Below are 12,035 nucleotides of genomic sequence, written 5' to 3'. Positions count from 1 at the left end.
TGCGATCGTCCCCGTCTGGACCGCGACCTTCTTGCCGTAGAGGTCCGTCAGCGACTTGACGCCAGCTCCCTTTCGCACCGCCAAGGCGATGCGGTCACCCCCGTAGCCGTAGGTGGCCACCGTCGAGACCGGCGCGCCCTTCGCGACGAACGAGATCACGCCGAACGAGCCCGCGACGCCGGCGTCCGTGGAGCCGCCGATGATGGACTGCATCATGTCCGGGGCGACCTCGATGGGCACGAACTCGACGTCCACACCCTCTTCCTTGAAGAAACCCTTCTCCTGGGCGACATAGAGCGGCACGTAGGCCAGGGCATAGCCGATGCCGAGTCGCACCTTCGGATTGTCCGCGTCAGCGGATGTGAACGCCCCCCCGACCAGCAGGAGGGCGATGCCAACAGCGATGGCCTTCATCCTCATCATCATGGTGACCTCCGAGTCGACAGCTTGGTGCGTGACGATCCCTCTTGTCAGACTTGCCCCTCGCCCACCTGGCCGCTCGAGCACGGCGCTCAGTCGCTGCGGACGGTGCCCCACCGTTCGATGGTTCGCGCTTCCAGCGGACGCAGGACCAGCCGGTCCATCGTCAGATAGAGCGCGCCCATCGCGACCATGCCCAGCACGACGACGTCCGACTCCAGCGTCTGCCGCGCGTCGAAGATCATGAAGCCAAGCCCGGAGGAGGTTGCGATCATCTCGCCGCCGATGAGCGCCCTCCAACCGTAGCCCACCCCGAGCCGCATCCCGGTCACGATCGACGGGAGAGCGCCGGGAATGTAGACCTCCTGGATCAGGACCTTGTGGCCCGCCCCCAGGCACAGCGCGGCGTTGATGAGGCTCTGCGGAACCCCTCTGATCCCGGCAACGGTGCTGAATGCGACGGGGAAGAAGACCGAGTTGAAGATGATGAAGGTGACGGCCTTGTAGTCGATACCGAACCACAGGATGGCCAGCGGGATCCAGGCGAGCCCGGGAATCGAGTTGAAGAACGTGATGAGCGGCACGAAGAACCGACTCGCCGTCCTGTTGATGCCGATCAGCACGGCCAGGGGAAATCCGATCGCGCACCCGGCCGCGAAGCCGAGGCCCAGGCGGAACAGGCTCGCCGCGACATGCCGCAGCAGGCTCCCATCCCCGAGGGTTCGGATCACGGTCCGGCCCACCTCGACGGGACTCGGGAAGATATAGTTCGGATAGAGGCCTGCAGCCGCGACCAGGGCCCAGATGGCAACGAGGACCACGAACGGGAACGCGAACGTCGAGACGGCGGACAGACGCTCGGCGATCGTCGTACCGCTGGTCCGTCGCTTGCGCGCCGAGCCGTCGAGCTCGGCCTCCCGATACTCGTTGTCAACCGGCGGCCTGGCCCCGTGGCCCGTCGTGGGGGACACGTAATCCCCGGTCTTGTCCGGGCTGCCGAGCACACTCACTCCCGGACCATTTGCAGAACCTCGCGCCGCAACTCGTTGAAGTGCCGATCCGGCTCCAGCGCCGCCCACAGCCGCGGCCGTGGAATCTCGACCGTGAAGATGCGCCCGACGCGTCCGGGCCGCGGCGTGAACACGACCACTCGGTCGGCCATGAAGACCGCCTCGTCGACGCTGTGAGTGACGAAGACCACCGTCGTTCGCTGATCGGACCAGATGCGGTCCACGGCCTCCTGGAGGTTCATCCGGGTCAAGGCGTCGACCGAGGCGAACGGCTCGTCCATCAGGAGCACCGGCGGCTGATTCGCCAGCGCGCGGGCGATCCCGACCCGCTGCTGCATGCCGCCGGAGAGCTCGTGTGGATAGCGATTCTCGAACCCCTCGAGCCCGACGATGCGCAGGTAGTGGTCGGTGATCACTCGGCGCTCCGCCGCCGGGACCTTCCGGATCTTCGGCCCCAGCTCGACGTTCGCCCGGGCCGTCTTCCACGGAAACAGGGCGTAGTCCTGGAACACCATGCCGCGGTCTGCGCCCGGCCGCGTCACCGCGCGTCCGTCAACGAGGATCTGCCCGTGGGTTTGCTGCCTGAGGCCGGCCAGCATGTGCAGAAAGGATGTCTTGCCGCACCCGCTCTGGCCGACGATGCAGACGAACTCGTCCGGCTCGATCTCCAGGTTGAGGTCCCGAATGGCGACGACCTCCTCGCCGCGCCGCGGATCCCGGTACACCTTCGTCAGCCCACGCACGCCGACCCTAGCGCCCATCGAGCTTCCACCGCCGGTCGTGCGCCACCGCCGCCGAAGTCGCCCACATGGCGCATTCATGTACTCCTCGTCCCAGCGTATTGTCAAGAGTTTTCTTGCTGTTCAAGCAACTCTCTAGCTGATATATTGCTGGTACCGCAATCTTATATGCAGGAGGGAGTCGTGAAGCCGATCAAGCTCCGGGCCGCTGACATCGAGATCATTCGCTGCCTTCAGGAGGATGCGAGGATCCCGATTGCCCGGATTGCCGACAGGCTGCACGTGCCGGAGTCGACCGTTCGGCACCGGGTCAACCGTCTGATGGAGCAGCGCATCGTCGAGGTGGTCCTCATGACCAACCCCCTCCAGCTCGGGTACCACGTGTGGGTGCTCATGCAGATCCAGGTGGAGATGCCCAAGATACGGCTGGTCGCGCAGCGCCTGGCAGAGGCGAGCGAAGTCTACTTCGTGCACATCACGACCGGCAGCTACGACATTCTCGTGGGGGCGCTGTTCCGCTCCAACGACCATCTGCTCGACTTCATCACGAACCGTCTCGCGAAGATCCCCGGCATCGTCCGAACGGCCACCTCGACTGTCCTCGAAGTGGTCAAGCGCACCTTGACCTTCGGGCTGCCCCAGGTCATGGAATCCAACGGCCAGCCGGTCAAGCGATCACCGAAGCGTGCCGCCCGGGGCCGGAGGAACGAGCTCGGCGCGGTCAGGGTCAGCGTCGCCAAGCGGTAGCGCCGAGCGGCCTCGCGCCCTGACAGCGACCGCCCGCTGTCGTCGCGGCAATCATGCATTGTCCTTCGCCGCCCGCTCGGCGACAATCACCGGGTGATGATACCGCCCGGAGCCCAGGCATGACGGGCCGCGTGCCGGCACTCATCGTCCACGGCGGGGCGGGCGCGGATCCGAACGACGGACGCGAGGAGCTGCGGGAGGGCATCCTCCAGGCCGTGACCGCCGGCTGGAGCGCCCTCGAGGCGGGCGGCTCCTCGCTGGATGCCGTCGAGGCCGCGGTGCGCGCGCTTGAGGACCACCCACGCTTCAACGCGGGGCGCGGCTCGGTGCTGACGAGCGCCGGCACGGTGGAGATGGATGCCTCCATCATGGAGGGGGAGCATCTCCGCAACGGGGCCGTGGGTGCGGTCACGGCCATCCGCCATCCGGTCTCGCTGGCGCGGCGCATCCTCGACTCCGGCCGGCACTCGCTCTTCGTGGGCCCGGGCGCCCTGGAGCAGGCGCGCGCCCTCGGCATCCCCCCCTGCGATCCGGCGGAACTCATCACCGAGCGGCAGCGGGAGCGGCTGCGCTCGCTCGTGGCCGGCGCGGCGGGAGCCGCCGGGGCTGCGGCAGCGGCGAGACCAGCGGGCGGAGCGGGCGCGACCGGGCCGGCCGGCACGGTGGGCGCGTTGGCGCTGGACCGCCACGGCGTCATCGCCGCCGCCACCTCCACGGGCGGGATGGCCGGCAAGCTGCCGGGGCGAGTGGGCGACTCGGCGCTCATCGGCTGCGGCACCTATGCCGAGAGCACGCTCGGGGGGGTGTCCTGCACCGGCGAGGGCGAGGCGATCATCCGGGTGGCGCTGGCGCGGCGCACGCTGGAGATCCTGAAGGCGGTGGACGATCCACAGCGCGCCTGCCGGGTCGCCGTGGACGTGCTCGTGGAGGAGGGGCGCGGCCAGGGCGGTCTCATCCTCGCCGACTGGAGGGGGCGGCTGGGCTGGGCGCACTCGACACCGCTCATGCCCGTGGGCATGATGTCGCCGTCCCATGCGGCCCCCGCCATCCCCTTCTGAGCCCCAACGGATCCGAGGGCCCGACGGTCATGGAGGTCATGCACGAATGACGAATCAGCCGCTCGCCGAGCGCTTCTCCGTCCTGTCCACGGGAAACGTGGGAGACGCCCTGGGCCGAACCGGGCTCTGCGATCCCCGGATCCGCTCCGTCACCCCGGGACTCAGCCTCGCGGCGCCCGCCTTCACGGTGAAGACGCCCGCGGCCGACAACCTCACCATCCACCGGGCGATCGAGCTGTGCCCACCGGGCCACGCCCTCGTGATCGACGGGGGCGGCCACCCCGTCACGGCCCTGGTGGGCGATGTCATGGGCTTCGCGGCCCGCCAGCGCGGCATCGCGGGCTGGGTGGTGGACGGCCCGGTGCGGGACGTGGCCGGCCTGCGCTTGCTGGGCTTCCCGACCTTCGCCGCGGGGGTACACCCCGGGGGGCCGGTGAAGGAACGCTTCGGCCGGATCGGCCGGCCGGTGGTGGTGGGCGGCGTGACGGTGAGGCCGGGCGACATCGTCTTCGGGGACGACGACGGCGTCGTGATTGTCCCAGTCGAGCGGCTGGAGGAGGCCCTCTCCGGGGCACACGCCATCGTGGACAAGGAGGCGAGGATGCGCGTGGCGCTCCAGCAGGGCAAGACCACGATGGAGCTGCTGGGGCTCGCGGACAGGCTCCCCGCCGAGCGGGACGAGGGGGCATGAGCCTCGGCCAGGATCTCCGCGCCACGCTGGTCGCCGCGCTGCTGGGGTGTGTCGCCGGATCCCCGGCAGCGGCGGCCGACTACTCCGGGCCCCTCATCGACGCCCACTCGCATCTGTCCAGCGCCAGGGCGGTGGAGGCCTACGTCGAGGCGATGAAGCGCCACAACGTGAGCCGCGTGGTGCTGCTCGCGGTGGGCGGCGAGCAGAAGGACGATCCCGCCTGGGTGGCCGCCGCGGCGCGAAGACATCCCGACCGCGTCGTCGCCGGGCAGCCGCTCCCCGACCCCGCCGCCGAGGGCGCCGCGGCGCGGCTGGATGCGGCGCTGGAGAAGAGCCGCGCGCGGGTCGTGGGCGAGGTGCACCTGCGCCAGGTGGGGCGCAAGGCCTTCGACCGCGACCCCTCGGGCCCTTCGCCACCATCCTGGAGGTCTGCGGCCGGCGCGGCGTGCCCATCGTCATCCACTACGAGCTGACCGACGCTGCGGCCGCAGATGTGGCGATACATTGGTCGCCCCCCCCTCCCGGGCCGGGCCCGGCTGGGGACCCGAGACTACCTGCCCGCCTCCCCCTGGCCGTGCCGCCGCTCTCCGGGAACCGTCAGGAACGGCTGAGGCTGTATTCGTTCAGCTTGTAGAGCAGCGCGCGCCGGCTGATGCCAAGGAGCCGCGCCGCCTGCGTCCGGTTATTGCCTGCCTGGGTGAGTGCCCGGCGGATGAGCTTCACCTCGGCATCGCGAGTCACACGCGCCATGGTGTCCTTGAAGCCCAGGGTCGGGCTCGGCAGCGGCAGGGTCAGCTCGTCCTGGGGCTCCAGGATCTCCTGAGGAAGGTCTCCGGGCCCGATCACCTCCCCCTCGCTCAGGAGCACCGCCCGCTCCACGGCGTGCTCCAGCTCGCGCACGTTGCCGGGCCACGGATAAACCACCATCGCCCGGAGCGCGTCGGCGGAGAAGCGCCTGGTCGGCCGCCCGCTCTCACGGGCGAAACGCTGGAGGAAGTGGTCGACGAGCAGAGGGAGGTCCTCGGCCCGTTCCCGGAGCGGGGCAAGGAAGACGGGGAACACATTCAGGCGATAGTAGAGATCCTGCCGGAAGGCGCCCTCCCGGGCCTCGGCGCCGAGGTCGTGGTTGGTGGCTGCGATGACCCGCGTGTCCACGCGGAGCGTCCTGGTCGCCCCCACATGCCGGAGCTCCCCGTCCTGGAGGACGCGGAGGAGCTTGGCCTGAAGCCCAGGAGCCATCTCCGCCACTTCGTCCAGGAAGAGCGAGCCTCCGTGCGCCTCCTCGAACCACGGTTTCGGGGTGGAGCTCCCGGGCCGCTTTCAGGATCTCGATCCCATCGGTGTCCGGCAGTTTCAGATCCGTGAGCACGAGCTCGAACGGCCCGGACTTCCGCGGGCCGTTGAAGTGGATCGCCTTGGCCACCAGCTCCTTGCCAGTGCCGCTCTCCCCCTGGATGAGGACGGCGCCGCGGCTGGCCGCGAGCTTCTCGATCTGGACATAGACGTCCTGCATCTTCGGGCTCTTGCCGACCAGATTCGCGAACGCGAAGCGCTCGGCGACGGCCTGCCGCAGCTGGGCGACCTCCCGCCGCAGCCGGACCCGCTCGAACGCCTTCTCCACCGCCTGGAGGATCTCGCTGGCCCGGAACGGCTTGGTCACGTAGTCGTAGGCGCCCGCCCGCATGGCCTCGATCGCCGACCCGATCGTGCCGTAAGCCGTGATCAGAACCACCACGGTTTCGGGGTGGAGCTCCCGGGCCGCTTTCAGGATCTCGATCCCATCGGTGTCCGGCAGTTTCAGATCCGTGAGCACGAGCTCGAACGGCCCGGCCCGAAGCTTCTCGAGGGCGGCTTCCCCCGTCCCAGCGCCCTCGACCTCGAACCCCTCACCCCGGAGGAGCATGGTCAGGAAATGCACCATGTTCTCCTCATCGTCGACGACGAGCACGCGCGCCGGAGCCTCAGTCATGGCCAACGTGTCCTGCGGCGAGCGGCATCGGCGCGGCCGCCGGAAGGACGATGTGGAACGTGGTGCCGCCGCCGTGCGCCAGCTCCACGACCAGAGCACCGTGGAGCAGCTCGATGATGCTGTGGCAGATCGCCAAGCCGAGTCCCGCCCCTTCTCCCCGTCCCTTTGTCGAGAAGAACGGCTCGAAGATCCGCCCCAGGTGTGCGCGCGGGATTCCGGGCCCGGCGTCGGAGACCGCGACCGTCACGGTCCGCTCTCCAGGCTGGAAGACGTGACCGACGGCATGGTCGCCCCTCCGGGCGTCCGCGCCGTTCCCGGCCCGCGTGGTCACGGTGACCAAGCCGTTCGGCGGGGAGGCCTGAGCTGCGTTCAGGAGAACGTTCACCAGGACCTGCTGGAGCAGCGACTCGTCGGCCAGGACAGAGGGCAGCGCCGGAGCCAGCGTCTTCCGGAGGGTCAGGGATCCAAAGTCCCTCTGGGAGAAGACGAAGAGTAACGATTTCTCCACCACGTCGTTCAGGTCCAGCGCGGTCGCCTCCGAGGGGCCCGGGCGCGCGTACTCCAGCAGGCCTCGCAGGAGCCCGCGGAGCCGCGCGATCTCGCCAGCCAGTCGCTCGGTGCGGTCCAGGCACTCGGCGCGGTCCGCGGCGCTCCCCTTGCACAGGAGCTGGAGATCCAGCAGGCCGAGGATGGAGGCCAGCGGGTTGCCTATCTCGTGGATCATGCCCGCTGCCAGCCGACCGGCAGAGGTCAGCTTCTCGGTCTGGACGAGCTGGGACTGAGCCCGCTTGAGTTCCTCGTAGGCCTCCCGCAGCTCTCCCGCGCTTCGCTCCAGGGCCAGATTCTGCTCGACGATGGTCCGCGACGCCCGGCGAAAGGTCAGGGAGAGAGCCACGTAGAGCAGTGTCAGGCCGAAGATGACGGCTCCCCACACGGAGAGCCGGAGGGGCCAGACCTTCTGGTAGAAGGGGTCGATGGGACTGTAGATCTCGTAGGCTCCGATGATGGTACTCGTCCCCTCGAGAAAGATCGGGATGTAAACCTCCAACAGGCGCGAATACCCCGCCTGGCGCTCCGTGAGGTGCTCGAACCCCCGGAGGTCGGAGAGCCCGATCACCGTCTCGCCGCGGAATGCCCGCTGGAGCGGGGCGTTGTCCGGGAAAGCGCGGCCGACGATCTCTGGATTCCGCGAATGGTAGACGGTGGTCCCCGACCGGTCGTAGATCTTGATGGTCACCGCGTGGGAGGTGGAGAAGCTCTCCTTGATGAGCCGGTCGAACGCCCCGTACTCCGCCCCCGTCTTCAGCCTGACGAACTCCTGGTCCGTCGTGATGAAGCGCGCCAAGCTCTTGAAGTAGTCCAGCGAGGCCAGGGTGGCTCGCTCCAGCATCTTCTGCTCGACGACATAGGTGACGCCGCCGCCCAGGACGAGGGCGAAACCGACCCAGAGCCCGGCGCTCAGCAGGGAAAAGCGCTGAAAGAGGCGTTCACCCACCCAGTTTCCCCTCCCCCGGGTGCCGATCATGGCCCCCCGCTCGGATGGGGGCACCAGCGGGTCGTCGGACCGGCCAGGCTGGAAGGGCACCCGCCTCCAGGGGCAATACCCGTGCCAGCGGGACTCGCCCCGGGGAGAGCGCCGGACATGGGCCATGTGTAGAGTTCCCCGGAGGTTGCAGCGCCGGCACAGCCGGAGGAGGACGCGGATGCGCACAGGTGTTCGCATTCCGGAGCGCAGGGCTCTGCGCAGCAGCGTCGGAGGGGACCGACGATCCCGCGACACGCAGCCCCCGGCCTCAGGCTGAGAGCCGAGGGAGTCCCCCCGCGATGGCCGCGCCGTAGGCCGCGAGGTCCACCACGCCGAGCCCCTGGGCGCGGGCGTGAGCCTCGACCTTCCGGATCACCCCGGCCCGCACGGCGGGGATCGGGATGCGCCGGAGCCGCTCCTCGGCCGCCGCCTCCCAGAGCATGGTCACGCCGTGAAGTGGCTCGGCCGACCGCGGCTCGTCCGTCGGCGCTGGCGCCTCGGCCATGGGCACGAGGCCCATCACGTGCTCCACCGCCTCCGGGGTCACGACCGGCTCCTTTCGGCGCCGCGCCTCCTCCTCGATGGCGGTCCGCGCGATCCCCTGGACGAAGGCTGGCGCCCGCTGCACCCGGGCCAGCGCCTCCTCGGTCCACGGCAGCCCTCGCTCCGGGATTGTCTGGAGATAGCGTCTGAACTTGGCCAGGATCATCTCGTTCTTCTCGACACGGGTGTCGAGAAACGCCTCGATCTCCCCGATCACCTCGACCTTGTGCGGGAGCTTGCGCATCTTGGCCTTGGCCACCTCGAAGGCCGCCATGGACAATTCCTCGAAGCCGAAGCCCTTGATGCACTTGGCCACCCGGAGCATGGATTCGTTCCGGATCTCGGTGAGGAAGTCCGAGGTGATCACGGTGCGCCCCCGCTCCCTGGCGCGGATCGGCATCAGCTTGAGGATGCCGGGCCGGATGAAGGGCGGCGCCCTGTCCACCCGGCGCCGAGCCTCGTCGGTCCACACGATCTCAGTCATGGCTCCGTGCCGATCATAACACCGACGAGCGGCGGCTCCAGGCCGCGCGTGCCAGCATGGCGGCCGTGGCCAGGGTGATGACGAGAAAGAGCGTGGCGGCCACGCGCATGGGCAAGACGCCGCCACCGGGCAGCGGGACCGAGGGCAGGCGGGGCTCAACGACGGTGCGCGCCACGAGGATCGCCCGCAAGAGCACGGCCACGCTCAGCACCCGGACGAACCAGAGGAAGCCCCGCCCTCGCGAGCCACGGGCGATGAGCCACGGGAAGAGGGCCACGAAGACGAGGCCCAGCGCGACCCAGACGAGCCCGCGGCCACCTCCGATCCCGTGGGCGGCGAGATACACGCCGCCGAGCCAGTAGGCGACACCGTAGGCCAGGTAGCACCAGGCCGCCTGCTTGAACCGGGCTTCGCGCGTGGCGATCACGACGACTCCCTCCTGCCGCGGCCTAGCTCCGGCGGACGCGGCGGATCAGCCACCACTCCACGAGCCCGACGACGCAGACGGCCAGCAGGGAGGACAGGTAGGCCCAGGCCGAGACGGGGGACTCCAGCACGACGTAGGTCCAGGACGAGAGCGCCATCATGAAACCCCGCTCGCCGTTGGCCCCGTCCCAGGCGTGGATGGCGAAGGGGATGAGCCGGCCCGGCTCGAAGGTGACGTCGCGGCCGCGCTCCCTCGGCACGAGCGGCCGGGTCATCACGACCTTCCAGCGCCCGTCCTTCCACACGCCCTTGCCCGTCACGTCCTGGGCGGCGTCGGTCTGGGCCCGAACGGGCTTCTGGAAGCCCTCAGCCCACTCCTTCACCACCGCGGGCTTGCCGGCCGCATCGAGGTCGGCCTGCCAGTGCCAGAGGGACACGGGCTTGCCCGGGCTCCCGAGGAAGAAGTGGGGCCGCTCGGGACCGACGGGGATCGCGACAGGGAGCTGGAGGCGGATCGCGTCGCGGAGCTTCTCGCGGAGCCCGGGCGTCAGATCACGCAGGGGGTAGGTGGCCTCCTTCAGTTCGGGCTCCGGCCCGGGCTGGTGCTCGGTGTCCCTGGAGCGGTCGTTCCACTCGAAGAGAAACGCGATGGCCGTGTCGTTGTAGGAGGCGCGCACGGTGACGGCATCCACCGAGTGGTTCTGCCAGCGCGGCCTGGCCAGCACCTGGCCGGCCAGCGGGACGGCGAGGAAGGGGGCCTTCGCCCACCGCGCGTCGTCGGGGTCGCCAGGCAGGGGCCCGGCCAGCCGCGTGGCCCGGAGCACCACCGGATCGCCCGGCTCTTCGACAGTCTGGAGCGACTTGACGTAGTGGGCCAGCGCCCAGCGGTCCTCCTCCCCGAGCGAGTCCGCGAAGGAGGGCATGGGCGTTCCGTCGAGGCCGGTCGAGAAGCGCATGAAGATGTCCCGGGCCTCCCGCCCACCCTTGATCCGCCAGCCCTTGGTGAGGTCGGCGGCGAGGATGCGGTCTCCCGCGTCATCCTTGAGTTTGGGAGCGGCCTCGCCGTCGCCGCGCCCCTCCTGGCCGTGACACTCCCAGCACTTGGCGCGCCTGTAGACCTCCTTCCCCTTGGCGAGGAGCTCCGCAGAGGGGGCGATCTCCCTCGCCGGCTTGACGAGGGTCCGCTTCTCGGTGAACACGTCACTGAACGTCTTGATGTAGCCGATCACGAGCCATCGCTCCTGCTCGGACAGTGTCGTCCAGCCCGCCATGGCAGTGCCCGGCACGCCGCGCGTCACCACGCGGAAGAGATCCTCGTCAGTGGGCGGCTCACCCGACTCGGTCGTGCGAAGCTTGAAGGACGCCGCCACGAAGTCCCGCGGGCGCGGCTCGAGATAGGGCGCCACTGGCCCCTTGCCGTCGCCCTTCTCCCCGTGGCAGGCGAGGCAGCGCTTGACGTAGACCGCCTTCCCGCGGGCCAGGCGCTCCGGGGTCTCCGAGGGAGGCGCGGCCTGGGCCTCGGCGCGCCCCACGAACAGCGATGAGTGCAGCTTCTCTGGCTTTCTCGGCTCGACCCCGGCCAGGTCATAGGCCGCCAGGACCGCTTTCCACTTCTCCTCGTCGCTCAGGTCCTGCTTCCAGATCGGCATGGCCGAGTCCCACGGGCTTCCCGAGGGCGGCAGCCCGGGCCCACCCTCGGTGACGCGCCAGAAGGCGTAGGGCTCGACGACGGTGGCGATCATTCCCGGGTCGGTGAAGTTGGCGGGCTTGAGCCTGAAGCCCCAGGCCATCGGCCCCTGTCCGTCGGCCGCATCCCCGTGGCAGGGCCGGCAGTTGATCTGGAAGATCACGCGCCCGTCGAGGAGGGCAGCCTCGGTGTAGGCGCGGCGCCCCTCGTCGAGGCTGCCAGCGCGTTTCGTCTCGGCCATCCACTTCTGCACCGCCGCGTCGGTGGGCTCGCGGAATGGATTCCTGAGCCGCTCGTAGGCGCCCGGGATGGTGGGGTGCTGGATCCTGAGACTCGTGGGACTCTGCACCCGCGGCAGTGCCCGAGCGTACACGACGCCGCCCGCCGCCAGCGGGATCAGCAGGAGGACGGCGAGCCGTCCCGTCCGGAGCCCGGTCCCCCGGCGCGTGCCGGTACGCGGGCCCCGCAGGAAGGCGAGCGGGGGGCGCAGGAACTCACGGATGGACTCGTCGCTGATGGTGACATAGACCGCCGCCCCGACGAGGGCGAGGATGAGGTAGATGGCGAAGACGGCGCCGGGAACAGGCAGGGACCGGTCGCGGCCCGTCAGCCACATGGCCGCGTAGGGAAGCACCCAGGCGAGCGTCGCCCACACGACGAGCAGGACGATACCCACGCTCCAGAAGAGGGGGACCCGTTTCATTCGGCTCGCCTGAACGTAGATGACCTCACGTC

General features: G+C 69.7%; 13 protein-coding genes. 4 read left to right on the top strand and 9 right to left on the bottom strand.

Annotated elements, in window-relative coordinates:
• From HYV93_07250 to HYV93_07240, 3 genes are all read right to left on the bottom strand, one after another.
• Nucleotides 1-426: ABC transporter substrate-binding protein (locus HYV93_07250; protein ID MBI2525765.1), on the bottom strand; the 426-nt coding region annotated here is incomplete at its 3' end.
• Nucleotides 427-512: 86 nt separating this feature from the next.
• Nucleotides 513-1,430 carry an ABC transporter permease gene (locus tag HYV93_07245; protein ID MBI2525764.1) on the bottom strand — a complete coding sequence of 306 codons (918 nt, stop codon included), beginning with the start codon at nt 1,428-1,430 and terminating at the stop codon, nt 513-515.
• Nucleotides 1,427-2,191, bottom strand: a complete 765-nt coding sequence (locus HYV93_07240; protein ID MBI2525763.1) for an ABC transporter ATP-binding protein — start codon at nt 2,189-2,191, stop codon at nt 1,427-1,429. Before HYV93_07240 ends, HYV93_07245 begins: the two co-directional genes overlap by 4 nt.
• A 162-nt stretch (nt 2,192-2,353) precedes the next feature.
• Between HYV93_07240 and HYV93_07235 the strand changes: the two genes are divergently transcribed.
• From HYV93_07235 to HYV93_07220, 4 genes are all read left to right on the top strand, one after another.
• Nucleotides 2,354-2,917 (top strand): Lrp/AsnC family transcriptional regulator, encoded by a 564-nt coding sequence (locus HYV93_07235; GenBank protein MBI2525762.1) that lies wholly within the window; start codon nt 2,354-2,356, stop codon nt 2,915-2,917.
• A 119-nt stretch (nt 2,918-3,036) separates the two neighbouring features.
• On the top strand, nt 3,037-3,975 hold the full coding sequence (locus HYV93_07230) for an isoaspartyl peptidase/L-asparaginase (protein MBI2525761.1): 939 nt from the start codon (nt 3,037-3,039) through the stop codon (nt 3,973-3,975).
• A gap of 46 nt (nt 3,976-4,021) precedes the next feature.
• Nucleotides 4,022-4,666, top strand: coding sequence for an RraA family protein (locus HYV93_07225; GenBank protein ID MBI2525760.1), 645 nt, complete (start codon nt 4,022-4,024; stop codon nt 4,664-4,666).
• Nucleotides 4,663-5,139 (top strand): hypothetical protein, encoded by a 477-nt coding sequence (locus tag HYV93_07220; protein ID MBI2525759.1) that lies wholly within the window; start codon nt 4,663-4,665, stop codon nt 5,137-5,139. Before HYV93_07225 ends, HYV93_07220 begins: the two co-directional genes overlap by 4 nt.
• A gap of 124 nt (nt 5,140-5,263) precedes the next feature.
• Here the strand turns inward: HYV93_07220 and HYV93_07215 are convergent, their stop codons facing one another.
• The 6 genes from HYV93_07215 to HYV93_07190 form a co-directional block, all read right to left on the bottom strand.
• On the bottom strand, nt 5,264-5,593 hold the full coding sequence (locus HYV93_07215) for a hypothetical protein (protein ID MBI2525758.1): 330 nt from the start codon (nt 5,591-5,593) through the stop codon (nt 5,264-5,266).
• Between the two features lie 46 nt (nt 5,594-5,639).
• On the bottom strand, nt 5,640-6,635 hold the full coding sequence (locus HYV93_07210; protein MBI2525757.1) for a response regulator: 996 nt from the start codon (nt 6,633-6,635) through the stop codon (nt 5,640-5,642).
• Entirely contained in the window at nt 6,628-8,130 is a 1,503-nt protein-coding gene (locus HYV93_07205) for a hypothetical protein (protein MBI2525756.1), read from the bottom strand. Before HYV93_07205 ends, HYV93_07210 begins: the two co-directional genes overlap by 8 nt.
• Before the next feature lie 298 nt (nt 8,131-8,428).
• A complete protein-coding gene (locus tag HYV93_07200; protein ID MBI2525755.1) occupies nt 8,429-9,187 on the bottom strand; it encodes a PCP reductase family protein in 759 nt (252 codons plus the stop codon).
• 13 nt (nt 9,188-9,200) lie between these two features.
• Entirely contained in the window at nt 9,201-9,614 is a 414-nt protein-coding gene (locus HYV93_07195) for a hypothetical protein (GenBank protein MBI2525754.1), read from the bottom strand.
• Nucleotides 9,615-9,636: 22 nt separating this feature from the next.
• Nucleotides 9,637-12,003 (bottom strand): c-type cytochrome, encoded by a 2,367-nt coding sequence (locus HYV93_07190; GenBank protein MBI2525753.1) that lies wholly within the window; start codon nt 12,001-12,003, stop codon nt 9,637-9,639.
• Nucleotides 12,004-12,035 lie beyond the last annotated feature (32 nt).

Source organism: Candidatus Rokuibacteriota bacterium (genome assembly GCA_016188005.1).
Lineage (GTDB): Bacteria > Methylomirabilota > Methylomirabilia > Rokubacteriales > CSP1-6 > UBA12499.
The sequence above is the reverse complement of the archived record's forward strand: the minus strand, read 5'-3'. Positions and strand labels throughout refer to the sequence as shown.